This is a genomic window from Variovorax xiamenensis, from assembly GCF_050916385.1.
Classification (GTDB): Bacteria; Pseudomonadota; Gammaproteobacteria; order Burkholderiales; family Burkholderiaceae_C; genus Variovorax.
In genome coordinates, this window is the sequence record NZ_CP139038.1 from 4,803,286 (window position 1) to 4,828,451 (window position 25,166).

Sequence of the window (25,166 nt, forward strand, 5' to 3'; positions counted from 1 at the left end):
GGCCACGATGATAATCTCCAAACTAGTTGTACGACAACAGATAACTTATCACTCAACTCCCAAGGGCCGCCGACGAATCAGCCAGCGGCCTTCCGGTTTCCACGGCACCGAAATGCAGCGCCTTTGCCTTTTCGACCTCGACCTTGCTTCACCGGCATCGTACCGGCCGCTTTCGCGGAATCGCCGCGACCGCGGCCCCTCGGAAACCATGACTCCTGCATGCAAGGACGCGCAACCATGACAGACAACAACAAGATGAACCGTCTCCTGCTGACCGGCGCGGCCGGCGGCCTCGGCAAGGTGCTGCGCGAGCGGCTCAAGCCGTATGCGAACGTGCTGCGCCTGTCCGACATCGCCTCGCTGGCGCCGGCCGCCGGCGCGCACGAGGAAGTCGCGCCCTGCGATCTCTCCGACAAGGCCGCGGTGCACGCGCTGGTCGAGGGCTGCGACGCCATCGTCCACCTGGGCGGCGTGTCGGTCGAGCGGCCGTTCGAGGAAATCCTCGAGGCCAACATCAAGGGCGTGTTCCACATCTACGAGGCAGCGCGCCGCCACGGCGTGAAGCGCGTGGTGTTCGCCAGCTCGAACCACGTGATCGGCTTCTACAAGCAGAGCGAGCACATCGACGCCCACGCCGCGCGCCGGCCCGACGGCTACTACGGCCTGTCGAAGTCCTTCGGCGAGGACGTGGCCCAGTTCTATTTCGACCGCTGGGGCATCGAGACGGTGAGCATCCGCATCGGCTCCTCGTTCCCCGAGCCGGCCAACCGCCGGATGATGAGCACCTGGCTCAGCTACCGCGACCTGACTTCGCTGATCGAGAAGTCGCTTTTCACGCCGAACGTGAAGCACACGGTGGTCTATGGCATGTCGAACAACCGCGACGTGTGGTGGGACAACAGCGCCGCCGCGCACCTGGGCTTCGTGCCGCAGGACAGCTCCGAAGTATTCCGCGACAAGGTCGAGCAGCAGCCTCCCGTGGCGCCGACCGACCCGAACGCCATCTACCAGGGCGGCGCTTTCACCGCACAGGGCCCATTCGGCGATTGAGGCGATGAAAGCTGAACTGGTTCTCGACGCGCGCAATGGCACCGGCGAAAGCCCGGTGTGGCATGCCGCGCAGCAGGCGCTGTACTGGGTCGACATTCCGGCGCGCACGCTGAACCGCTGGCATGCGAGCGAAGGCCATGCGCAGTGGAAGGCCGACGAGATGATCGCCTGCATCGCGCCGCGCGCCGATGCACCCGGCGAATGGATCGCCGGCATGGAAAGCGGCCTCTTCTCGCTCAAGCCGCAGGCCGACGGCACGCTGGCCTCGACGCTGCTCTCCCCTGTCGACCACGCCGCGCCGGCCATGCGTTTCAACGACGGCCGCTGCGACCGCCAGGGCCGCTTCTGGGCCGGCACCATGCTGCTCGACATGGCCGCCGGCGCGCGCGTCGGCCGCCTCTACAGCTACGGCATGGGCGACGGCAACGCCACCTTGCGCCTCGACGACTTCATCGTGCCCAACGGCCTGGCCTTCAGCCCCGACGGCCGCACGATGTACCTCTCGGATTCGCACCCCACCGTGCAGGCCGTCTGGGCCTTCGACTACGACACCGCCACCGGCACGCCCGGCAACCGGCGTCTCTTCATCGACATGAAGCCCCTGCCCGGCCGCCCCGATGGCGCCGCCATGGACATCGACGGCTGCTACTGGATCTGCGGCAACGACGCCGGCCTGGTGCACCGCTTCACGCCCGACGGCCGGCTCGACCGCTCGCTCGAAGTGCCGGTGAAGAAGCCCGCCATGTGCGCCTTCGGCGGCGCGGACCTGGACACCCTGTTCGTCACCTCGATCCGCCCCGGCGGCATCGACCTGTCGGACCAGCCGCTGGCCGGCGGCGTCTTCGCGCTGCGGCCCGGCGCGCAGGGCGTTCCGGAGCCAGCCTTCGGCAGCTGAACCTTTTTTCAACAACCACCAAGCAAGAGGACGAGACAAATGAAATTCGCCAAGAAGACCCTGATCGCAATTTCCGCGTGCGCAGCAGCCGCGCTGACCACCATGGCTGCACACGCCACCGAGTTCCGTTCGGCCGACATCCACCCCGACGATTACCCCACCGTGACCGCGGTGAAGTTCATGAGCGAGCGCCTGAAGGCGCTGTCGGGCGGCAAGCACAGCATCAAGGTGTTCAACAACAGTTCGCTCGGCAGCGAGAAGGACACGATCGAGCAGGCCAAGATCGGCGCGCTGCAGATGGTGCGCGTGAACATCGCGCCCATGAACAACATCTGCCCCGAGACGCAGGTGCCGACCATGCCCTTCCTGTTCCGCTCGGTCGACCACCTGCACAAGGTGCTCGACGGCCCGATCGGCGAGGAGATCCTGAAGTCGTGCGAGAAGCAGGGCTTCGTGGGCCTGGCCTACTACGACAGCGGCGCGCGCTCGATGTTCACCGCCAAGAAGCCGGTGCGCAGCTTCGCCGACATGAAGGGCCTGAAGGTTCGCGTGCAGCAGTCCGACCTGTGGGTGTCGATGCTCGAGGCGATGGGCGCCAACGCCACGCCAATGCCCATGGGCGAGGTGTACACCGGCCTGAAGACCGGCCTGATCGACGCCGCTGAGAACAACTACCCCACGTATGAAAGCGCGCGCGCCTTCGAAGTGGCCAAGTACTACAGCAAGACCGAGCACTCGATGGCGCCCGAGATGCTGCTGTTCTCCAAGCGTGTGTGGGACAAGCTCTCCGCCGAGGAGCAGGGCTGGATCCGCCAGGCCGCCAAGGAGTCGGTGCCCTACATGCGCAAGCAGTGGGAAGAGCGCGAGGTGAAGTCGCTGGCCACGGTGAAGGCCGGCGGCGCCGAGATCATCGAAGTGGACAAGGCCCCGTTCCAGGCGGCGATGAAGCCGGTGTACGACAAGTTCATCACCGACGCGAAGCTCAAGGACCTGGTCAAGCGCGTACAAGAAACGAAATAAGGCTCGCCCCCAGGCTTGCTCACTTCGTGTAGCCGCCAACCCCCTACCGGGGGCAACACCAGAGGCCCGGCAAAGCCGGTTCCTCGGTGTTTCGCGAAAGAGCGGCTTGCTTTTTGAACGGAAAGACATGTACACCAAACTTTGCCGCACCCTCGCGCGTGCATGCATGTGGTTGGGCATCCTGGGCCTCGTCGCGGTGATCTGCGCCGTGAGCTGGCAGGTGTTCGGCCGCTACGTGCTCAACAACACCCCCACCTGGGCCGAAAGCCTCGCACTGCTGCTGGTGCTCTACGTCACCATGCTCGGCGTGGCCGTGGGCGTGCGCGATGCGGGCCACATCGGGCTCGAATCCTTCCTCGTCCTCGCGCCCGACTGGCTGCGGCTGAAGATGGAATACCTCATCCACGCGCTGATCCTGCTGTTCGGCCTGGCCATGGCCTGGAACTGCGCCGAACTCGCCGATTCGGTCTGGGACTACCGGCTGCCCACGCTGTGGATCTCCGAGGGCTGGAAGTACGTGCCGGCCGCCGTCTCGGGCGTACTGATCGTCCTCTTCTCCATCGAACACATCATCGCCTTGGCCCAGGGCCGCGAAGTAGAACCCGCCTGGGGATAACGAATGCACACCCCCAGGCTTCGCGCACTTCGTGTCGCTTCTCCAACCCCCGTGCAGGGGGCAATGCCTGCAGCCCGGCAAAGCTGGTTCAGCGGCATTCCCCGAACAGTCCATAGCCATAGCGCCCCCATTCAAGGCGAGGCGGCCAGATCATGACCATTCCCCTGTTGATTCTCTGCCTCTCGTTCACGCTCTTCCTCCTGCTGGGCGTGCCGGTGGCTTTCTCCATCGGCCTTTCGGCCCTGGCCACGCTGCTGTATGAAGGCCTGCCACTGGCGGTCGGCTTCCAGCAGATGACCTCGGGCATGGGCATCTTCTCGTTCCTGGCCATCCCGTTCTTCATCTTCGCCGGCGAGCTGATGCTCTACGGCGGCATCGCTGACCGCATCGTCAACCTGGCGCGCGACCTGGTGGGCCACGTGCGCGGCGGCCTCGGCATGTCGAACGTGGTGGCCTGCACGCTGTTCGGCGGCGTCTCGGGCTCGCCCGTGGCGGACGTCTCGGCCATGGGCGCCGTGATGATCCCGATGATGAAGAAGGAGGGCTATCACGCCGACTACGCAGTCAACGTGACGACCCACGCGGCGCTGGTGGGCGCGCTGATGCCGACCAGCCACAACCTCATCATCTATTCGCTGGCCGCCGGCGGAAAGGTGTCGATCGCGGCGCTGATCCTGGCGGCACTGCTGCCTGCGGCGGTGCTCACCATCAGCAACCTCGTGGCCGCCTACCTGGTGGCGGTGAAGCGCGGCTACCCGGCCGGCACCTTCCCCGGCTGGGCCATCGTGGGGCGCTCGTTCGCAGCGGCGCTGCCGGGCCTGTTCGTGGTTCTGCTGATCCTGGGCGGCATCCTGTCGGGCATCTTCACCGCGACCGAATCGGCGGCGGTGGCAGTGCTCTATGCATTGGGCCTCACGATCTTCGTGTACCGCACGCTGAAGTGGGAGCACTTCATCAAGGCCGCCTCGAAGGCGGTGCGCACCACGGGCGTGATCCTGCTGCTGATCGGCATCTCCAGCACCTTCGGCTACCTCATCAGCCTGTACGGCGTGGCCGAGCTCACCGGGCAGATGCTGTCGCAGGTGACGAGCACGCCGTGGGTGATCTTCCTGCTCATCAACATCATCCTGTTCGTGCTGGGCACCTTCCTGGACATGGCGGCCACCATCCTGCTGTGCACGCCCATCTTCCTGCCCATCGCGCAGCAGTACGGCATGACCTCGGTGCAGTTCGGCATCGTGATGCTCATCAACTGCGCACTGGGCCTGAACACGCCGCCCGTGGGCACGACGCAGTTCGTCGGCTGCGCGATCGGCGGGGTGTCGGTGGGAACGGTGATGCGCACCATCTGGCCGTTCTACGGCGCGCTGATCTTCGCGCTGGGGGTGGTCACCTTCGTCCCGGCCTTCTCGACCTGGCTTCCCAGCATGTTCATGGTAGTGAAGTAAGCAAGGCAAGGAAGATCCCGCGATGACCGAGACCACCCGCCCACCGCTCTACATCCGCATCCATGCGGCCGACAACGTCGCCATCGTCGCCAACGACGGCGGGCTGAAGGCCGGCGCGGAGTTCGCCGACGGCCTGCGGCTGGTGGACAACGTGCCGCAGGGCCACAAGGTCGCGCTGGTCGACCTGGCCGAAGGCGACGCCATCCGCCGCTACGACGTGGTGATCGGCTACGCGCTGAAGGCGCTGCCGCGCGGCAGCTGGGTGCACGAGCGCGTGATGCGCATGCCGACCGCGCCCGAGCTCGACGGCCTGCCCATCGCCACCGTCAAGCCCCCTGCCCTCGCGCCGCTGGAGGGCTACACCTTCGAGGGCTACCGCAATGCCGACGGCTCGGTGGGCACGCGCAACATCCTGGCCATCACGCAGACGGTGCAGTGCGTGGCGGGCGTCACCGAGTTCGCGGTGCAGCGCATCAAGACCGAACTGCTGCCGAAGTACCCCAACGTCGACGATGTGGTGGCGCTGGAGCACACCTACGGCTGCGGCGTGGCCATCGACGCGCCCGACGCCATCGTGCCGATCCGCACGCTGCGCAACATCAGCCTCAACCCGAACTTCGGCGGCGAGGTGATGGTGGTGAGCCTGGGCTGCGAGAAGCTGCAACCCGAGCGGCTGCTGCCGCCGGGGAGCATTCCCATCGTCGACAAGCGCGGCGAGGCCGAGGCCGACGCCGAACTCGACGTGGTCTGCCTGCAGGACGATGCGCACGTCGGCTTCATGTCGATGATCGATTCGGTCATGCGCCAGGCCGAGGAGCACCTTGCCCGCCTCAACGCACGCAGGCGCGAGACCGTGCCCGCCAGCGAGCTGGTGGTAGGCGTGCAGTGCGGCGGCAGCGATGCCTTCTCCGGCGTCACCGCGAATCCGGCCGTGGGCTTCTGCACCGACCTGCTGGTGCGCGCGGGCGCCACCGTGATGTTCTCCGAGACCACCGAGGTGCGCGACGGCATCGACCAGCTCACCTCGCGCGCATCCACGCCCGAAGTGGCCGAGGCCATGATCCGCGAGATGGCCTGGTACGACGCCTACCTGAAGAAGGGCCTCGTCGACCGCAGCGCCAACACCACGCCGGGCAACAAGAAGGGCGGGCTCTCGAACATCGTCGAGAAGGCGATGGGCTCCATCGTCAAGTCGGGCTCGGCGCCGATCACCGGCGTGCTCGCGCCCGGCGAGAAGGCCGCGCAGAAAGGCCTGATCTACACCGCCACGCCGGCCAGCGACTTCATCTGCGGCACGCTGCAGCTGGCCGCCGGCATCAACCTGCATGTGTTCACCACCGGACGCGGCACGCCCTACGGGCTGGCCGAGGTGCCGGTGATCAAGGTCGCCACGCGCAGCGACCTCGCGCGCCGCTGGCACGACCTGATGGACGTGAACGCGGGACGCATCGCCGACGGCGAGGCCAGCATCGAGGACGTGGGCTGGGAGCTCTTCCGGCTGATGCTCGACGTGGCCAGCGGCCGCAGGAAGACCTGGGCCGAGCACTGGAAGCTGCACAACGCGCTCGTGCTCTTCAACCCCGCGCCCGTGACCTGAGGAGGCACGCACGGCCGTAGCGATCCCGACGGCCGCGGGGAAAGTCATTCTGGAAAGTCCGGCTGGGGAGCCGGGCCTGGTTTTTTCTACAACAGAAGGAGACAGAGGATGCAGAAACCCAAGCTGGTGTCGAGTGCGATCGCGGGCGCCGTCCTGCTTGCCGCGTGCGGCGGCGGGGGCGGCGATGGAGGCACTTTCTTCCCGACGCCCGTGGCCACCAACCCGCCCGCGCCGGCACCGGCCCCACCCGCCGAAGCGCCCGTGGACCCCGAGGTGCTCGCTGCGCAGCCGAAGCTTTCGAACACGCCGATGGACGAGATCGTGCGCAACAACCTGCTGCCGACGATCGAACGGCTGTTCCAGCAGGTGCGCACGCAGAAGCTCGACACCGAACTGCTCGGCGTGAAGGTCTTCGCGTCGAACAGCGGCGACAAGTTCCTGCCCGGCAAGGTGGCCATCGGTTTCTCTTACCTTCTGCTGAACGCCTCGCCGTCCGATCCCAAATACAAGGAATACCTCGACGGCTACCGCGAGATCGCCGCGATGACCACCGGCGTCACCAACGAGAGCTGGGGCATCTACTACTACGTCTCCGCCCTCTGGAAGCTCAAGAAGGCCGGCCTGCTCGACGGCCCCGATGCCGCCGTGGACAGCACCACGCTCGCCACGCTGCGCACCAAGCTCGACTGGCGCACCTTCGTCAACGAGAGCGACTACTCGTTGATCGGGCTGCCCACCAACTACTACGGCGTGGCCTTCAGCGTGGCCCGCCTGCGCTACCTGCTGGGCTGGGAAGGCCCGGAAGCCAGCGAGGCGCTGCTGCAGAAGATGATCAACCACTACAAGACCTTCTCGGCCTTCGGCTTCTCCGACGAGACCGACGGCAGCGGGCGCTTCGACCGCTACAGCATCCTGCTGATCGGCGAGATCATGCAGCGGCTGATCGAGACCGGCATGACGGTGTCGGCGCAGGACGAGGCCTCGCTCAAGGGCTGGCTGCGCCAGTCGGTCGACGTGATCAAGCTGCGGCTGAACCCGGCCGGCAACGGCGTCGACTTCGGCCGCAGCCTCGCGGGCTATGCCGACACCGCGTTCGCCGAAGTGCTCTCGGCCGCCGAGCACATGAACGTGCTGAGCGCGGAGGAAAAGGACATCGCCTACGCATTCGCCACCCGCGTGACGGCCAAGTACGTCGAGTTCTGGTACGACTCCGAGACCGGCTCGCTCAACATGTGGGACAAGGGCCGGCGCACCGACAGCTACCGCGGCAAGGCGCGCATCCTCGGCGAGAACCTGAGCCTGTCGCACCAGCTCATCTACACCAACAACCTGTGGAAGTCCGCCGGCTACGCGCAGAAGGCACCGGTCTCGACGCAGACCTTCCTGGCCTACCTCGACAAGCTGCCGCGCTCGACGCTGACGAAGTTCGCGGGCTTCGACGGCCAGGCCGCCACCTACGACCGCGGCCTGGTCACCTACCGCGACGGCCTGCGCGTGATCAGCCTGCCGGTGGTGAACGGCGCGCAGACCTATCACCGCACCAACCCGTACTTCGCGATCCCGCACTCGTACAACATGCTCTCCAGCGTGGCCGACACGCAATGGCCGCAGCTGCAGCCGAAGTTCACGGTCGCTACTTCGTCCGACCCGCTGATTCCCGCGTCGTACCAGAAGAACCTGCAGATCGCGGAGGCCGGCAAGGTGCTCACGGTGAACTACACGCAGGACGCGATGGACAAGGCCACGGGCGGCGCGCCCATCAAGGACACGCGCATCACCTCGGCCACCACCTACACCTTCGAGCCAGGGCAGATCACGCGCGTCGATACCTACACGCCCGCCGCCGCGCTCGACATCGCCAAGGTCGAGCTGGAGTTCGGCACGTACTCCAGCGGGGCCGCGGCCACCGGCACCAGCAAGTTCAGCTTCGCCACCGGCGACGTGCAGGGCTTCGAAGTCGAAGGCCTGCAGAGCTGCGCGCCGGTCGACGTGAGCGCGGACGCCAACTACAACACGCCCAACGGCGCGTTCAGGACGAGCATCCGCTGCAGCTCGCCAGCCTTCAACTTCGCTTCGCCGCTCACCGTCAAGTGGGTGCTGAAGTACCGCTCGCCCAGCGTGGCGTCGTTCGCGCCGCGCTGATTCCCCGAACCAGCTTCATCAACGGAACCCCTCATGGAAGACCTCAAGGACCGCACGGCCCTCGTCACAGGCGCCAGCACCGGCATCGGCGCGGCGGTGGCCATCGCCTTCGCCGCGCGCGGCATGCGCGTGGCGGTGCACTACAACAGCTCCGCCGACGCGGCGAACCAGGTGGTCGACACCATCCGCGCGGCCGGCGGCAACGCCTTCGCGCTGAAGGCCGACGTGCGCGACACGGGCGCGGTCCGCGAGTGCGTGAAGCAGGCTTCGGCGCAGTTCGGCGGCCGCATCGACGTGCTGGTGAACAACGCGGGCAGCCTGGTCAAGCGAGTGCCGATCGCGGAGTTCGACGATGCGCTCTTCGACGAGGTGCTGCACATCAACGCGCGCTCGGTGCTCTCGTTCTGCCGCGAGGTGGTTCCGCTGATGCGCACGCATGGCGGCGGCAACATCATCAACGTGACCTCGGTCGCGGCCCGCACCGGCGGCGGGCCGGGCGCGTACCTCTACGCGGGCTCGAAGGGCTTCGTGAGCACGGCGACGCACGGGCTCGCCAGGGAGCTCGCGGGCGACCGCATCCGCGTGAACGCGGTGGCGCCGGGCGTCATCCAGACGCCGTTCCACGACCGCTTCTCGACGCCCGCGATGCTGGAAAGCTTCAAGGCAAGCATCCCGATGGCGCGCATCGGCACGCCGGACGAGTGCGTCGGCGCATTCCTCTATCTCGCCTCCGAGCAGCTCTCGGGCTACGTCACGGGGCAGGTGCTCGAGGTGAACGGCGGGCAGTACATGCCCTGAGGCCCCGGCACCCGATCTTTTTCAGCAACCACGGCAAACCACAACGGAGACAAAGAAGATGACGATCCGATTCCTGCGCAAGCTCGCGACCCTCACCGGTGCGGCCTGCATCGCCTTCGGCGCGGCGGCACCCGCCGCACAGGCCGCCGGCAACGACTACCCGAACCACGCGGTCGAGCTGGTCGTGCCCTACCAGCCCGGCGGCGGCACCGACGCGCTGGCGCGGGCCTTCGCCGACGCGAGCCGCAAGCACATGTCCGAGAGCATCGTGATCGTGAACCGCCCCGGCGCGGGCGGTGCCATCGGCTGGAACGAGGTGATCCACTCCAAGCCCGACGGCTACAAGCTCGCCGTACTCACCGTCGAACTGCTCACGCTGCCGCCCCTGGGCCTGGCGAAGTTCAACTACGACGACTTCCAGCCCATCGCGCAGCTCAACGCCGACCCGGCTGCCATCACGGTGAAGGCCGACTCGCCCTACAACACCATCGAGGAATTCCTGGCCGCGGCGAAGAAGAAGCCCGGCGAGTTGGGCGTTGGCAACTCGGGCACCGGCTCGATCTGGCACCTGGCGGCCTCGGCGCTGGAGGACAAGACCGGCGCGAAGTTCAACCACATCCCGTTCCAGGGTGCAGGCCCGGCCGTGCTGGCGCTGATGGGCGGCCACCTCGACGCGGTGGCCGTGAGCCCCGCCGAGGTCTCGACCTACGTGCAGGCCGGCAAGCTCAAGATGCTGATGGTGATGGCCGACAAGCGCCTGCCCGCCTTCGACAAGGTGCCCACTGCCAAGGAGCGCGGCATCGACATCTCGATCGGCACCTGGCGCGGCCTCGGCGCACCGAAGAACACGCCGCCCGAAGTGATGGCCAAGCTGCGCGACATCGCCGCCAAGACCGCCAAGGAACCGCTGCTGCGCGAAGTGATGGACAAGCAGAACCTGGGCTACGTCTACACCGACGGCGCGGCCTTCAAGGAAACGCTGGCGAAGGACAACGAGTACTTCAAGCAGCTCATCACCAAGCTGGGCATCAAGCCCTGAGCGAGCGCACGGCCATGAAGAAGACGACCATCGCATCGCTGCTGTGGCTGGCCGCGGCGGTACCCGCATCGGCCGCCACCTGGGTCTACGTGTCGAACGCCGACAGCCAGGAAATATCGGTGCTCGAGCTCGACCGCAGCCAGGGCGCGCTCAAGCCGGTGCAGACGCTGAACGTGGGCGGCACGGTGATGCCGATGGTGGTGAGCCGCGACAAGCGCGTGCTGTACGCCGCGCTGCGCTCGCAGCCGTTCCGCGTGACTGCGCTGTCGATCGACGGCGCCAGCGGCAAGCTCCAGAAGCTGGCCGAGGCGCCGCTGGCCGACAGCATGGCCAACATCGACCTCGACGCGAGCGGCAAGTGGCTGTTCGCGGCTTCGTACCAGGGCGGGAAGATCACGGTCAACGGCATCGGCAAGGACGGCGCAGTGGGGCCCATCCACCAGCTGATCCAGACCGAGCCCAACGCGCACGCCATCCACGCGGACGCGAGCAACCGCTTCGTGCTCGCCACCAGCCTGGGCGGCGACAACGTGTCGAGCTGGCGCTTCGACGCGGAAAAAGGACTGCTCTCGCCCAACGATCCACCGCTGACCCGCACCTCCGCGAAGTCGGGCCCGCGCCACTTCGTGTGGGACAAGGCGCAGCGCCACGTCTACCTGCTCGACGAGCTCGACGCCGCGCTGCACGTGTTCGCATGGGACGCCGCGCGCGGCACGCTGAAGCTGGAGCAAAGCACCACCACGCTACCCGCCGGCTTCACCGGCAAGCCCTGGGCCGCCGACCTGCACCTGACGCCGGACGGGCGCTTTCTCTACGCCTCGGAGCGCACCACCAGCACGCTCTCGGCATTCAAGGTCGATGCCGCCACCGGACAGCTGCAGCCGCTGGGCCAGACGCCGACCGAGAAGGGCCCGCGCGGCTTCGCCATCGACTCCACCGGCCGCTACCTGATCGCGGCGGGACAGGAATCGAACGGCATCTCGCTCTACGCCATCGACAGCGCCACCGGCGCGCTGGGCAAGCCCCAGCACCTGGACGTGGGCAAGAACCCGAACTGGATCGAGATCGTCGACATGCCCTGAGGGCCTTCGACATCGCTTCCGGCACCACCCGACAACCCAAGGAGACTTTCACATGCAACGACGCACACTCATCCGCACCGCGCTCGCCTCTTCGCTCGCCGCCGCTCTTCCCGTGGCCTTCGCGCAGGGCAATGGCAACTGGCCCACGGGCAAGCCCATCACGTACCTCGTGCCCTTCCCGGCGGGCGGCACCACCGACGTGCTGGGCCGGCTGATCGGGCAGAAGCTGGGCCCTGTGCTCGGCACCACCGTGATCATCGACAACAAGGGCGGCGCCGGCGGCAGCGTGGGCTCCGAGATCGGCGCGCGCGCCGCGCCCGACGGCTTCACGCTGGTGGGCGGCACGATCAGCTCGCACGCGATCAACATCAGCCTGTATCCGAAGCTGGGCTACGACCCGCAGAAGTCGTTCGCGCCGGTGACGCTGATCGGCACCAACCCGGTGGTGCTGGTGGTGAACCAGGCGAGCCCCTACAAGACGCTGAAGGACGTGATCGCGGCCAGCAAGGGCAAGGCGGGCGGACTCTCGTCGGCTTCGGCCGGCACGGGCACCTCGCAGCACCTGGCGCTGGAGCTGCTGGCCTACAAGTCGGGCGTGAAGTTCACGCACATTCCGTACAAGGGCAGCGGCCCGGCGATCCAGGACGTGATCGGCGGACAGGTCGACATGATGTTCGACACCACCGTGGTGGCCGGACCGCACATCCAGAGCGGCAAGCTGCGCGCGATCGCCGTCACCTCGGCGAAGCGGCTGGCCTCGATGCCGGACGTGCCGACGGTGGCCGAATCGGGCGTGCCGGGCCTGCAGGACTTCGAGGTGGTGTCGTGGCAGGCGATCTTCGTGCCCGCGCACACGCCCGCGCCGGTGGTCGACCGGCTGCACACCGAGATCCGCAAGATCCTCGCGACGCCCGAGATGCAGGACAAGCTCAAGGGCTTCGGCATGGAGCCGGCCGACCTGAGCACCACGCAGATCGCGGCCTTCCAGAAGGCCGAGGTGGAGAAATGGGCGCAGGTGATCAAGGCGGCGGGCATCAAGCCGGACTGACGCCCCCTGGAAGGCGGGCCGAACCAAGGGAAGCTTCCTACGCCCCGGGCGAAAAGCCCTTTATAGAATGCCCCTCCGATCCGCTTTCCAGATCCTTCCCACGTGTCCGACCGCTCCGCCGTACTGCCCCAATACCTGTTTCCCAAGCAGGCCCTGACCAATTTCGCCGGCTGGGTCGCGGGCAAGGAGCGGGGCGCCGTGACGACGTGGATCATCCGGCGCTTCGTGGCCAAGTACGGCGTGGACATGGGCGAGGCGCTCGAGTCGGACATCAGCCACTACAAGAGCTTCAACCAGTTCTTCACGCGCGAGCTGAAGCCCGGCGCCCGCCCCCTAGCGCAGGCCGACCTGATCTGCCCGGTGGACGGCGCGATCAGCCAGTTCGGCGCCATTCAAGGCGACCAGATCTTCCAGGCCAAGGGCCACAACTACACGACCACCGCGCTGGTGGGCGGCGACGCCACGCTGGCCGCGAAGTTCGCGCACGGCAGCTTCGCCACGCTCTACCTGAGTCCGAAGGACTACCACCGCATCCACATGCCCTGCGATGGCCGGCTGGTGCGCATGATCCATGTGCCGGGCGACCTGTTCTCGGTGAACCCGACGACGGCGCGCGGCGTGCCCGGCCTCTTCGCGCGCAACGAGCGCGTGGTGTGCGTCTTCGAGTCGGCGCGCGGGCCCTTCGTGCTGGTGCTGGTGGGCGCCACGATCGTCGGCAGCATGGCCACCGTGTGGCACGGCGTGGTCAACCCGCCGCGCGTGGGCGAGCTGCGCGAATGGCACTACGCCGACCAGCAGATCGACATCCGCAAGGGCGACGAGATGGGCCGATTCTTGCTGGGCTCCACCGTCGTCATGCTTTTCCCGGCGCCTGCGCTGGCTTTCAACCCGCAATGGTCGCCCGGCCGCGCGATCCGGTTGGGCGAAGCCATGGCCGAATACACCAATTTGTGAGGCTTTGTCTCACAACCCGCACCCAGCTTGCCTTGACAGCTACAAAACTAGTAGCATCCTCATCGATTGCGCTATAGTCGCCGGCCAACGGGACGGTTCATAACCAACCACAAGAACGCGAGGCGTCGCCCTGTCCCCCGCAGGTCGACGGTCCGCCCAGCTTCGAGGAGATGATGTCGATGAGTACCAAGGAAACCGCAGCCGTCAGCCAGTTGCTCGCCCTGCTCGAAGCCCGCTATGCACTGCGCGTGCTCTGGGCGCTGCGCGACGGTCACGCGCAGACCTTCCGCCTGTTGCAGGACAGCGTGGGCGGCATCACTCCCAATACGCTCAACACCCGCATCAAGGAGCTGCGCGAGGCCGGCCTCGTCGGCCACGGCAGCGACGGCTACAGCCTCACTCTCAGCGGGCAGGACCTGCTCAAGCGCCTGTCCGACCTGCAGGCCTTCGCCGGCAAATGGCAGCTGGGCCAGTTGAAGAAAGCCGCCGCGACGGCTCCTGCCGCACCGGCCGCAGGTACTTTCGCCGCTCCCGCGGCAGCCCCGGTTCCGCCGGCGGCCGCCCCCTCCCCCGATCCCCTCGCGGCGCCTGCGCCTACACCCGCGCCGACCGGCGACGACACCGGCCACGGCTGATGGACGGCGGGGCAGCCCGCCGGGCCTCGGTAAACTCCGCGCCTTCGATCCACGGATCTCACATCGACGCAAGGAGCGTTTCCCATGCCCACCACTCCCTCCGGCCTGCAATACGAAGACACCGAAGTCGGCACCGGCGCCGAAGCCAAGGCCGGCCAGCACGTGCATGTGCACTACACCGGCTGGCTCTACAACGACGGCGTGCAAGGCGCCAAGTTCGACTCCAGCCGCGACCGCAACGACCCCTTCGCCTTCTCGCTGGGCGCGGGCCAGGTCATCAAGGGCTGGGACGAAGGCGTGGCCGGCATGAAGATCGGCGGCAAGCGCACCCTGATCATTCCCGCATCGCTGGGCTATGGCGCCCGCGGCGCCGGCGGCGTGATCCCCCCGAACGCCACGCTCAAGTTCGACGTCGAACTGCTCGACGCCCACTGACCGAAGCTCGCCCCCAGGCTTCGCGCACTTCGTGTCGCTTCGCCAACCCCCTACCGGGGGCAACACCTGCGGCCCGGCAAAGCCGGTTCCGCGGTGTTCCCGGCTGAATTGCCTGAGTTTCCGTGCTCCTGCGGCCCATTTGGCCGCATTTTTTCGCTTGAAATGCCTCCGGCCAGCCCCAAGTGGCTGGCTGTTGTTTGTTTTCCGGCCCGTACCGGTTCTTTGAAAAATGTCTGACCCGCAACAATCCGCGAAGAATTCTCAAATGCTGCAAGGCGAGCCGAGCCCCGAAGAACTGGAGGCCGCGCAATTCGCCAATGAAGCCGAGGCGCTCGACGCGCTGGCCGTGGCCCAGGGCGAACTCGCCGCGCTGCAGACCAAGAATGCCGAGCTTGCCGATCAGTACCTGCGCGCCCAGGCCGATGTGCAGAACGCCCGCCGCCGCGCCGACGAGGAAGTCAGCAAGGCCCGCAAGTTCGCCGTCGAGGCCTTTGCCGAAAGCCTGCTGCCCGTGACCGACAGCCTGGAAGCCGGCCTGGCCGTCAAGGACGCCACGCCCGAGCAGATCCGCGAAGGCGCCGAAGCCACGCTGCGCCAGCTCAAGAGCGCGCTCGAACGCAACAAGGTGATCGAAGTGGCCCCCGCCACCGGCGCGAAGTTCGACCCGCACTTGCACCAGGCCATCTCGATGGTCCCCGCCGACCAGGAACCAAACACCGTGGTGAGCGTGCTGCAGAAGGGCTACACCATCAACGACCGCGTGCTGCGCCCGGCGCTGGTCACGGTCAGCGCGCCGAAGTAAGCCCCGCGGCATTCACCGGCTCACAAGATTCCCACAGGAAATCCCCGCTTCGTACCTTGAATCGCGACGGGTTATCCACAAGTTCATAACAACATATTTTTCAGGCTTTCAGGAGTAAGAACATGGCAAAGATCATCGGCATCGACCTCGGCACCACCAACTCGTGCGTGTCGATCATGGAAGGCAACACCACGCGTGTGATCGAGAACTCGGAAGGTGCGCGCACCACGCCGTCGATCGTCGCGTACCAGGAAGACGGTGAAGTGCTGGTCGGTGCCTCGGCCAAGCGCCAGGCCGTCACCAACCCCAAGAACACGCTGTACGCGATCAAGCGCCTGATCGGCCGCAAGTTCGAGGAAAAGGAAGTCCAGAAGGACATCGACCTGATGCCCTACACCATCGCCAAGGCCGACAACGGCGACGCGTGGGTGGAAGTGCGCGGCAAGAAGATGGCCCCGCAGCAGGTCAGCGCCGACATCCTGCGCAAGATGAAGAAGACCGCCGAAGACTACCTCGGCGAGACCGTGACCGAAGCCGTGATCACGGTGCCGGCCTACTTCAACGACGCCCAGCGCCAGGCCACCAAGGACGCCGGCCGCATCGCCGGCCTCGACGTGAAGCGCATCATCAACGAGCCCACCGCTGCCGCCCTGGCCTTCGGCCTGGACAAGCAGGACAAGGCCGACCGCAAGATCGCCGTGTATGACCTCGGCGGCGGTACCTTCGACGTGTCGATCATCGAGATTGCCGACGTCGACGGCGAGAAGCAGTTCGAAGTGCTGTCGACCAACGGCGACACCTTCCTGGGCGGCGAAGACTTCGACCAGCGCATCATCGACTACATCATCGGCGAGTTCAAAAAGGAACAGGGCGTCGACCTGAGCAAGGACGTGCTGGCCCTGCAGCGCCTGAAGGAAGCCGCCGAGAAGGCCAAGATCGAGCTGTCGAACAGCGCTCAGACCGACATCAACCTGCCCTACATCACGGCCGACGCCTCGGGTCCGAAGCACCTGAACATCAAGCTCACCCGCGCCAAGCTGGAAAGCCTGGTCGACGAGCTGATCGAGCGCACCATCGCTCCCTGCCGCCTGGCCATCAAGGACGCCGGCATCAGCGTGGGCGACATCAACGACGTGATCCTGGTCGGCGGCATGACCCGCATGCCCAAGGTGCAGGAAAAGGTGAAGGCCTTCTTCGGCAAGGAGCCGCGCAAGGACGTGAACCCCGACGAAGCCGTGGCCGTCGGCGCCGCCATCCAGGGCCAGGTGCTCTCGGGCGACCGCAAGGACGTGCTGCTGCTGGACGTGACCCCGCTGTCGCTGGGCATCGAGACGATGGGCGGCGTCATGACCAAGATGATCGCCAAGAACACCACGATCCCGACGAAGTTCGCGCAGACCTTCTCGACCGCCGAGGACAACCAGCCTGCCGTGACCATCAAGGTGTTCCAGGGCGAGCGCGACATCGCCGCGGGCAACAAGCTGCTGGGCGAATTCAACCTCGAAGGCATTCCGCCGGCATCGCGCGGCACGCCGCAGATCGAGGTGAGCTTCGACATCGACGCCAACGGCATCCTGCACGTCGGCGCGAAGGACAAGGGCACCGGCAAGGAAAACAAGATCACCATCAAGGCGAGCTCTGGCCTCTCCGAGGACGAGATCCAGAAGATGGTGAAGGACGCCGAGCTCAACGCGGCCGACGACAAGAAGAAGCTCGAGATCGTGCAGGCCCGCAACCAGGGCGAAGCCATGGTGCACAGCGTGAAGAAGTCGCTGGGCGAGCACGGTACCAGCCTCGAAGCTGCCGAGAAGGAAGCGATCGAGACCGCGATCAAGGACCTCGAGGAAGTGCTCAAGGGCGAGGACAAGACCGCGATCGAGGACAAGACCAACGCGCTGATGACCGCAAGCCAGAAGCTCGGCGAAAAGATGTACGCCGAATCGCAGGCCGCAGCCAGCGCCTCGGCCGCTTCCGGTGCCGCTGGCGCGGAAGCTGCATCGCACGCACAGGCAGACGACAACGTGGTCGACGCCGAAGTGAAGGAAGTCAAGAAGGGCTGATCTTCAGCCCGCCGACCAAGGCTGGAACACCTGAAAGGGTGCTCCAGCCTTTCTCGCTTCAAGTTACCCGAGTTCCCGCTGCTTCCCTGATCTCCCGATCGACCTGCCATGGCCACCAAACGCGACTACTACGAAACCCTCGGCGTCCCCAAGAACGCGAGCGAAGAAGAAATCAAGAAGGCTTATCGCAAGCTCGCGATGAAGCACCATCCGGACCGCAATCACGGCGACACCGCGAAGGAGGCCGAGGCCAAGTTCAAGGAGGTCAAGGAAGCCTACGAGATGCTGTCCGACGGACAGAAGCGCGCGGCCTACGACCAGTACGGCCATGCCGGCGTCGACCCCAACATGCGCGGCGGCCCGGGCGCTGAAGGCTTCGGAGGCTTCGCCGAAGCCTTCGGCGACATCTTCGGCGACGTGTTCGGCGGCGGCCGGGGCCGTGGAGGCGGCGGCCGCCAGGTCTTCCGCGGCAGCGACCTGAGCTACGCGATGGAGATCACGCTCGAGGAAGCGGCCGAAGGCAAGACGACCGAGATACGCATCCCCACCTGGGACGAATGCGAGACCTGCCACGGCTCGGGCGCGAAGCCCGGCACCAAGCCCATCACCTGCACCACCTGCCACGGCGCGGGCGCGGTGCAGATGCGCCAGGGCTTCTTCAGCGTGCAGCAGACCTGCCCGACCTGCCACGGCAGCGGCAAGATCATTCCCGAGCCCTGCACCGCGTGCCATGGCCAGGGCAAGATCAAGCGCAACAAGACGCTCGAGGTGAAGATCCGCGCGGGCATCGACGACGGCCAGCGCATGCGCGTGACCGGCAGCGGCGAGCCCGGCGTCAACGGCGGCCCGCCGGGCGACCTGTACATCGAGATCCGGCTCAAGAAGCACGACATCTTCGAGCGCGACGGCGACAACCTGCACTGCGTGGTGCCGGTGAGCGTGACCACGGCCGCGCTCGGCGGCGAGATCAACGTGCCCACGCTCAAGGGCGCGGCCGCCATCGACATTCCCGAAGGCACGCAGAGCGGCAAGCAGTTCCGCCTGCGCGGCAAGGGCATCAAGGGCGTGAACTCGAGCTATCCGGGCGACCTGTATTGCCACGTGCGCGTCGAGACGCCGGTCAAGCTCACCGAGTTCCAGCGCAAGCTGCTGAAGGAGCTCGACGATTCGCTCAAGAAGGGCGGAGAGAAGCACAGCCCCACCGACAAGGGCTGGTTCGACAAGGCGAAGGAATTCTTCAGTTGATCGCGCCGCACGCGCCGGGCTTGCTCCTCAGGAGCCTGGTGACGTGCCGCGGGCTGGCCGGCCTTTTCCTCTTGGCCGGCTTTTCTTCTTCATGGGCCGGCGAGCCGGCCGAGCCCGACCCTGATCGGCTGAGCGGCGAGTACCGCGTGGTCGACAAGGCACGGGGGACCGCATCACTGGCCCTTTTCTCCATCCACAAGACGGACAAAGGTTGGGAACTCAAGGCGGGCAAGGACTCGCGAGAACTCGACCCGCTGAGCACCGAAGATGTGCGGGCCCTGCTCAAGGGCGAGGATCCTGCGTCGGTCGGGATGCAATGCGGCGCATCGACCCGCGTTCTCGTCTGCCATGTAGCACCGGGGACTTCACTCGGCGACGGCTTCACCGCCAGCACCGGTCACTTCATGACCATTCTCCACACCGGCGTCTTCGAACTGGTGCGCACCGGCCCTGAGCCCGGCAGAAAGCACGCAAACAGTGCATCTCGCACCGTCGAGTCGCATGCCGACTCTTCTCCAAGCCTGAAGCCGACGCTGGCTCACGCGAGCCGCCTATCCAAAAGTGGCTCAGGGTTTGCTTTTATATATTTTTGGGTTGAGCAATAAACCGAACGGCAGATCGCGCGTTATTGCAACAGGAACGCCTGTTTTTTGAGCCTCGACGCTCAATAGGCGATTTTTTCCCGGAGAAAAGGCAAAACCGGACGATGGCCATTCGGCATAGGTGTTTTCACCCGGAGAGAATTGAGAAAGCGAGCCTTTGAATTTACCTGAAATCCGGAAATTTGTTCCTTGTTTTTTGTTGAACTTTACTTGCCGACGTGGTTCTGAATTAACAAATGATTTGCCGGGTTCAATCTTTGCTTTATGCTGATTGTTAGCAGATTGTTGTAAGGGAGTTTTCCGCGGCATGCAGCCATGGGCAGGCACACCTTTAAATGTTGCGCAAGGCCTTTGCTGCACGCCATCGGGCCAAAAGCCCACCGACCTGAAGGAGGCGTGACCATGGACGTGATCAGCAACTTTGCCGCCCGCTACGAGCGCACCCGCGAGGAAGTCATCTCGCTGCAGGACTACCTGGACATCTGCAAGCGCGATCCCATGGCCTACGCCACGGCCTCCGAGCGCATGCTCAAGGCCATCGGAGAGCCCCAGCTGGTCGACACCCGCAACGACCCCCGTCTTTCGCGCATCTTCGCGAACAAGGTCATCAAGATCTATCCGGCATTCAAGGAGTTCTATGGCATGGAAGACGCCATAGAACAGGTGGTGTCCTATTTCCGCCATGCTGCACAGGGGCTGGAAGAAAAGAAGCAAATCCTTTACCTGCTCGGCCCCGTGGGCGGCGGCAAGAGTTCCATCGCGGAGCGCCTGAAGCAGCTCATGGAGCACGTGCCCTTCTACGCCATCCAGGGCTCGCCGGTGAACGAATCGCCTCTCGGCCTCTTCGATACGGTCGAAGACGGCGAGATCCTTGAAAAGGAATACGGCATCCCGAGCCGCTACCTGAATCGAATTCTCTCGCCCTGGGCCGTCAAGCGGCTCGAGGAGTACGGCGGGGACATCCGCCAGTTCAAGGTGGTCAAGCGCTACCCGTCGGTGCTGCGGCAGATCGCCGTCGCCAAGACCGAGCCCGGCGACGAGAACAACCAGGACATCTCCTCCCTGGTCGGCAAGGTCGACATCCGCAAGCTCGAGACCTTCGCGCAGGACGATCCCGACGCCTACTCCTACTCCGGTGGCCTGTGCCTGGCCAACCAGGGCCTGCTGGAGTTCGTGGAAATGTTCAAGGCCCCCATCAAGGTGCTGCACCCTCTGCTGACGGCCACGCAGGAAAGCAACTTCAAGGGCACCGAAGGCTTCGGCGCCATTCCCTTCGACGGCATCGTGCTCGCGCACAGCAACGAGAGCGAGTGGAAGGCCTTCCGCAACAACAAGAACAACGAGGCGTTCCTCGACCGGATCTACATCGTCAAGGTGCCCTACTGCCTGCGCGCCTCCGAGGAAATCAAGATCTACGAGAAGCTGGTGCGCAACTCGTCGCTGGCCAGTGCCCCCTGCGCCCCCGGAACGCTGCGCATGATGGCCCAGCTCTCGGTGCTCACCCGCCTGAAGGAGCCCGAGAACTCGAGCACCTTCAGCAAGATGCAGGTGTACGACGGCGAGAACCTCAAGGACACCGACCCGAAGGCCAAGTCGATCCAGGAGTACCGCGACTACGCCGGCGTCGACGAGGGCATGAGCGGCGTTTCCACCCGCTTCGCCTTCAAGATCATCTCGAAGGTGTTCAACTTCGACAGCTCCGAGGTGGCCGCCAACCCGGTGCACCTGATGTACGTGCTCGAGCAGCAGATCGAGCGCGAGCAGTTCCCGCCGGAGGTCGAGCAGAAGTACATCAGCTACATCAAGGAGCTGCTGGCACCGCGCTATGCCGAGTTCATCGGCAAGGAGATCCAGACCGCCTACCTCGAGAGCTACAGCGAGTACGGCCAGAACATCTTCGACCGCTACGTCACCTACGCCGACTACTGGATCCAGGACCAGGAGTTCCGCGACGTCGACACCGGCGAAGTCTTCGACCGCGCCTCGCTCAACGCCGAGCTCGAGAAGATCGAGCGGCCCGCCGGCATCGGCAACCCGAAGGACTTCCGCAACGAGATCGTCAACTTCGTGCTGCGCGCACGGGCCGGCAACGCGGGGCGCAACCCGGCGTGGACCAGCTACGAGAAGCTGCGCTCGGTGATCGAGAAGAAGATGTTCTCCAACACCGAAGAGCTCCTGCCGGTGATCAGCTTCAACACCAAGAGCAGCGCCGACGAGCAGAAGAAGCACGAAGACTTCGTGACCCGCATGGTCGAGAAGGGCTACACCTCCAAGCAGGTGCGCCTGCTTTGCGAGTGGTATCTGCGGGTGCGCAAGAGTTCATAGAAAAAGCGTCGTTCCGTTCGTTTTCTCTTTGCAAGGAGCGTTGACAACATCGTGGCCATCCTGCAGCAGATCATCGACCGCCGGCTATCGGGCAAGAACAAGTCCATTGGCAACCGTGAGCGCTTTCTCAGGCGCTACAAGGGGCAGATCCAGGAAGCGGTGAGGCGCGCCGTCAGCGGCCGCAACATCCGCGAACTGGAGCAAGGCGAAGATGTGACCCTGCCGCGCCACGACGTGTCCGAGCCCGTGTTCGGCCACGCCCGAGGCGGCGACCGCGAATTCGTGCACCCGGGCAACCAGGAGTACCTGAAGGGCGACCGCATCAAGCGCCCTGAAGGCGGGGGCGGCGGCGGCTCCGGCAGCGGAGAAGCCAGCGACAGCGGCGAAGGCGAGGACGACTTCGTCTTCCGCCTCACGCGCGAGGAGTTCATGCGCGTCTTCTTCGACGACCTCGCGCTGCCGCATCTCATCCGCACCCAGATCGCCGACGTGCCCGAGTGGAAGAGCCACCGCGCCGGCTTCACCAGCGACGGCTCGCCCAACAACCTGCATGTGGTGCGCTCGATGCGCGGCGCCCTCGCCCGCCGCATCGCGCTGGGCGGCGAGCCGCGCAAGGAACTCAAGCGACTGGAGGCGCACCTCGAAAGCCTGCAGCGGCATCCGCAGGTCGACCAGCCCTTCATCCAGAAGGAAATCCGCGAGACGGAAGAGCGCATCGCCGAGCTGCGCCGCACCATGCGGCACGTGCCCTATATCGACCCCATCGACCTGCGCTACCGCAACCGCGTGAAGACGCCCGTGCCCAGCGCCAAGGCCGTGATGTTCTGCCTGATGGACGTGTCGGGCTCCATGGACGAGGCGCGCAAGGACATGGCCAAGCGCTTCTTCATGCTGCTGTACATGTTCCTCACGCGACACTACGAGAAGATCGACCTGGTCTTCCTGCGCCACCACACACAGGCGCAGGAAGTGACCGAGGAGGAGTTCTTCCACGCCACCGAAACCGGCGGCACGGTGGTGTCGAGCGCGCTGGTTCTGATGGACGAGATCATCAAGGCGCGCTACCCGAGCGGCGAATGGAACGTCTACGGCGCGCAGGCCAGCGACGGCGACAACTGGCACCAGGACAGCGGCCGCTGCCGCGAGCTGCTGGTCGAGAACATCCTGCCGGTGGTGCGCTACTACGCCTACGTGCAGGTGGCGGAGACCGAGCAGAACCTGTGGCAGGAATACCAGCAGCTCGAAGGCGTGGAACCCAACTTCGCGATGCGCAAGGTGTCCGACGCACAGGACATCTACCCGGTCTTCCGCGACCTGTTCAAGAAGGAAGGGGTCACGTCATGAACATCGCCATCTCCGCTCCCCCGCCTGCCACCAGCCTGCCGCGGCTGGAGCGCCTGCCCAGCCCTTCCGACTGGACCTTCGAGCTCACCGAGACCTATCACTCCGAGATCGCGAAGACCGCCAGGGGCTACGGCCTCGACGTGTACGCGAACCAGCTCGAAGTCATCACGGCCGAGCAGATGATGGACGCCTACGCGAGCGTGGGCATGCCCATGATCTATCGCCACTGGTCGTACGGAAAGCAGTTCATCTCGACCGAGAAGAACTACAAGCGCGGCCACATGGGGCTGGCCTACGAGATCGTCATCAATTCCGATCCGTGCATCGCCTACCTGATGGAAGAGAACACCATGGCCATGCAGGCCCTGGTGATCGCGCATGCGGCCTACGGCCACAACAGCTTCTTCAAGGGCAACTATCTGTTCCGGATGTGGACGGATGCCTCGTCCATCATCGACTACCTGGTCTACGCGCGGCACTACATCGCCGAGTGCGAGGAGCGCCACGGCCTCGACGCGGTGGAGGAGCTTCTCGACTCCTGCCACGCGCTGATGAACTACGGCGTCGACCGCTATCGCCGCCCGCAGAAGCGTTCGCTGGCACAGGAAAGCGCGCAGCGCGCCGAACGCGAGCGCCACATGCAGCAGCAGGTGAACGACCTCTGGCGCACGCTGCCGCGCAAGAGCGAACAGGCGGCCGAGGCCGATGCGGCCAAGCGCTTTCCCTCGGAGCCGCAGGAGAACCTGCTCTATTTCATCGAGAAGAACGCCGCACTGCTCGAGCCGTGGCAGCGCGAGGTGGTGCGCATCGTGCGCAAGATCGCGCAGTACTTCTACCCGCAGCGCCAGACGCAGGTCATGAACGAGGGCTGGGCCACCTTCTGGCACTACACGCTGCTCAACACCATGTACGACCGCGGCCAGCTCGCTGACGGTTTCATGATGGAATGGCTCAGCTCGCACACCGGCGTGATCTTCCAGCCGCCGGTGGGGCACCGTGCCTACAGCGGCATCAACCCCTATGCGCTGGGCTTCGCGATGTACACCGACCTGCGCCGCATCTGCGAGAAGCCGACCGAGGAAGACCGTCGCTGGTTCCCCGACTTCGCCGGCACCGACTGGCTGCGCACGCTCGACTACGCGATGCGCAACTTCAAGGACGAGAGCTTCATCGGCCAGTTCCTGAGCCCGAAGACGATGCGCGACTTCCGCCTCTTCGCGATCCGCGACTTCCAGAGCGAATCGGAACTCGAGGTGTCGGCCATCCACGACGACAGCGGCTATCACGCGCTGCGCGAATCGCTGTCACGCCAGTACGACATGGGCAGCCGCGAGCCCGACATCCAGGTGTGGAACGTGGCCATGCGCGGCGACCGCTCGCTGACGCTGCGGCACACGCAGCGCAACAACCTGCCGCTGCACGACACCGCCGAAGAAGTGCTCAAGCACGTCGCGCGGCTCTGGGGCTTCGACGTGCACCTGGAAAGCATCGACAGCCAGGGCCGCATCAGCCGCAGCTGGAAGGCCTCGGCGCCGAAGCAACTCTATTGATCGATCGAAGGCGAAGGGTCAGGTCGCCAGCGCCGTGATGGCGAGGATGTAGCCCTTCACGCCCAGCCCCACGATGATGCCCTTCGCCGCCGGCGAGATGTACGAGTGGTGGCGGAATTCCTCCCGCGCATGCACGTTCGAGATGTGCAACTCGATCAGCGGCACGCTCGCGCCCTTGATGGCGTCGTGCAGCGCGATCGAGGTGTGGGTGTAGGCGCCCGGGTTCATCACCACGCCGATCATGTTGCCCGCCGCCACCTCGCGGCCGGCTTCCTGGATCCAGTCGATCAGCACGCCCTCGTGGTTCGACTGGCGGCATTCGATCTCCACGCCGTGCTTCGCGCCGGTTTCCTTGCACAGGCGCTCGACGTCGGCCAGCGTGTCGCGGCCGTACTGTTCGGGCTCGCGCGTGCCGAGCAGGTTGAGGTTGGGGCCGTTGAGGACGAGGATCTTCTTCATGATGGTTGTCGGAGTCTGGC

22 protein-coding genes and 1 pseudogene are annotated in these 25,166 nt (G+C 65.6%); 21 read left to right on the forward strand and 2 right to left on the reverse strand.

Annotated elements, in window-relative coordinates; all coding sequences use genetic code 11:
• Positions 1-237: 237 nt before the first annotated feature.
• The 18 genes and pseudogenes from SFB74_RS21960 to SFB74_RS22045 all read left to right on the forward strand — a co-directional run bounded on the left by SFB74_RS21960 (position 238) and on the right by SFB74_RS22045 (position 19,471).
• Entirely contained in the window at positions 238-1,050 is an 813-nt protein-coding gene (locus SFB74_RS21960) for an NAD-dependent epimerase/dehydratase family protein (protein ID WP_432726394.1), read from the forward strand.
• 4 nt (positions 1,051-1,054) lie between these two features.
• Positions 1,055-1,945, forward strand: a complete 891-nt coding sequence (locus tag SFB74_RS21965) for an SMP-30/gluconolactonase/LRE family protein (protein WP_432726395.1) — start codon at positions 1,055-1,057, stop codon at positions 1,943-1,945.
• Positions 1,946-1,984: 39 nt separating this feature from the next.
• Entirely contained in the window at positions 1,985-2,965 is a 981-nt protein-coding gene (locus SFB74_RS21970; protein ID WP_432726396.1) for a TRAP transporter substrate-binding protein, read from the forward strand.
• Positions 2,966-3,092: 127 nt separating this feature from the next.
• Positions 3,093-3,581 (forward strand): TRAP transporter small permease, encoded by a 489-nt coding sequence (locus SFB74_RS21975; protein ID WP_432726397.1) that lies wholly within the window; start codon positions 3,093-3,095, stop codon positions 3,579-3,581.
• 152 nt (positions 3,582-3,733) lie between these two features.
• Positions 3,734-5,029 carry a TRAP transporter large permease gene (locus SFB74_RS21980; protein WP_126472736.1) on the forward strand — a complete coding sequence of 432 codons (1,296 nt, stop codon included), beginning with the start codon at positions 3,734-3,736 and terminating at the stop codon, positions 5,027-5,029.
• Positions 5,030-5,051: 22 nt separating this feature from the next.
• Positions 5,052-6,626: a galactarate dehydratase gene (garD, locus tag SFB74_RS21985; RefSeq protein WP_432726398.1), complete on the forward strand. Its 1,575-nt coding sequence runs from the start codon at positions 5,052-5,054 to the stop codon at positions 6,624-6,626.
• 108 nt (positions 6,627-6,734) lie between these two features.
• The gene (locus tag SFB74_RS21990; protein WP_432726399.1) at positions 6,735-8,768 is read left to right on the forward strand and encodes a hypothetical protein; all 2,034 of its coding nucleotides are present in this window, start codon (positions 6,735-6,737) and stop codon (positions 8,766-8,768) included.
• A 33-nt stretch (positions 8,769-8,801) separates the two neighbouring features.
• The gene (locus SFB74_RS21995) at positions 8,802-9,566 is read left to right on the forward strand and encodes an SDR family NAD(P)-dependent oxidoreductase (protein WP_432726401.1); all 765 of its coding nucleotides are present in this window, start codon (positions 8,802-8,804) and stop codon (positions 9,564-9,566) included.
• A 58-nt stretch (positions 9,567-9,624) separates the two neighbouring features.
• Positions 9,625-10,605: a tripartite tricarboxylate transporter substrate binding protein gene (locus SFB74_RS22000; RefSeq protein ID WP_432726402.1), complete on the forward strand. Its 981-nt coding sequence runs from the start codon at positions 9,625-9,627 to the stop codon at positions 10,603-10,605.
• A gap of 14 nt (positions 10,606-10,619) precedes the next feature.
• Entirely contained in the window at positions 10,620-11,687 is a 1,068-nt protein-coding gene (locus SFB74_RS22005) for a lactonase family protein (RefSeq protein WP_432726403.1), read from the forward strand.
• Positions 11,688-11,739: 52 nt separating this feature from the next.
• A complete protein-coding gene (locus tag SFB74_RS22010; protein ID WP_432726404.1) occupies positions 11,740-12,735 on the forward strand; it encodes a Bug family tripartite tricarboxylate transporter substrate binding protein in 996 nt (331 codons plus the stop codon).
• Positions 12,736-12,837: 102 nt separating this feature from the next.
• Complete coding sequence (gene asd / locus SFB74_RS22015) at positions 12,838-13,689, forward strand: archaetidylserine decarboxylase (RefSeq protein ID WP_432726405.1); 852 nt, start codon at positions 12,838-12,840, stop codon at positions 13,687-13,689.
• Between the two features lie 179 nt (positions 13,690-13,868).
• Positions 13,869-14,171: pseudogene (locus SFB74_RS22020) on the forward strand (winged helix-turn-helix transcriptional regulator); the annotation flags it as partial.
• 237 nt (positions 14,172-14,408) lie between these two features.
• Positions 14,409-14,759, forward strand: coding sequence for an FKBP-type peptidyl-prolyl cis-trans isomerase (locus SFB74_RS22025; protein WP_013540334.1), 351 nt, complete (start codon positions 14,409-14,411; stop codon positions 14,757-14,759).
• 229 nt (positions 14,760-14,988) lie between these two features.
• Positions 14,989-15,561 (forward strand): nucleotide exchange factor GrpE, encoded by a 573-nt coding sequence (gene grpE, locus SFB74_RS22030; RefSeq protein WP_432726406.1) that lies wholly within the window; start codon positions 14,989-14,991, stop codon positions 15,559-15,561.
• A 122-nt stretch (positions 15,562-15,683) separates the two neighbouring features.
• Positions 15,684-17,621, forward strand: a complete 1,938-nt coding sequence (dnaK, locus tag SFB74_RS22035) for a molecular chaperone DnaK (RefSeq protein ID WP_432726407.1) — start codon at positions 15,684-15,686, stop codon at positions 17,619-17,621.
• A gap of 108 nt (positions 17,622-17,729) precedes the next feature.
• Positions 17,730-18,866, forward strand: a complete 1,137-nt coding sequence (dnaJ, locus tag SFB74_RS22040) for a molecular chaperone DnaJ (protein ID WP_432726408.1) — start codon at positions 17,730-17,732, stop codon at positions 18,864-18,866.
• Positions 18,863-19,471: a hypothetical protein gene (locus SFB74_RS22045; RefSeq protein ID WP_432726410.1), complete on the forward strand. Its 609-nt coding sequence runs from the start codon at positions 18,863-18,865 to the stop codon at positions 19,469-19,471. Before dnaJ ends, SFB74_RS22045 begins: the two co-directional genes overlap by 4 nt.
• Here the strand turns inward: SFB74_RS22045 and SFB74_RS22050 are convergent.
• Entirely contained in the window at positions 19,433-19,849 is a 417-nt protein-coding gene (locus tag SFB74_RS22050) for a hypothetical protein (RefSeq protein ID WP_432726411.1), read from the reverse strand. The genes SFB74_RS22045 and SFB74_RS22050 overlap by 39 nt on opposite strands.
• Before the next feature lie 21 nt (positions 19,850-19,870).
• On the opposite strand from SFB74_RS22050, the gene SFB74_RS22055 reads away from it, so the two are divergent.
• The 3 genes from SFB74_RS22055 to SFB74_RS22065 are packed head-to-tail and all read left to right on the forward strand — an operon-like array spanning position 19,871 to position 24,687.
• Positions 19,871-21,793, forward strand: a complete 1,923-nt coding sequence (locus SFB74_RS22055; RefSeq protein ID WP_432726412.1) for a PrkA family serine protein kinase — start codon at positions 19,871-19,873, stop codon at positions 21,791-21,793.
• A 51-nt stretch (positions 21,794-21,844) separates the two neighbouring features.
• Complete coding sequence (locus SFB74_RS22060) at positions 21,845-23,137, forward strand: YeaH/YhbH family protein (RefSeq protein ID WP_432726413.1); 1,293 nt, start codon at positions 21,845-21,847, stop codon at positions 23,135-23,137.
• On the forward strand, positions 23,134-24,687 hold the full coding sequence (locus SFB74_RS22065; RefSeq protein ID WP_432726414.1) for a SpoVR family protein: 1,554 nt from the start codon (positions 23,134-23,136) through the stop codon (positions 24,685-24,687). Before SFB74_RS22060 ends, SFB74_RS22065 begins: the two co-directional genes overlap by 4 nt.
• A gap of 18 nt (positions 24,688-24,705) precedes the next feature.
• Here SFB74_RS22065 and aroQ read toward each other — a convergent pair whose 3' ends face one another.
• Positions 24,706-25,146 carry a type II 3-dehydroquinate dehydratase gene (aroQ, locus tag SFB74_RS22070; RefSeq protein WP_093203563.1) on the reverse strand — a complete coding sequence of 147 codons (441 nt, stop codon included), beginning with the start codon at positions 25,144-25,146 and terminating at the stop codon, positions 24,706-24,708.
• Positions 25,147-25,166: the final 20 nt, after the last annotated feature.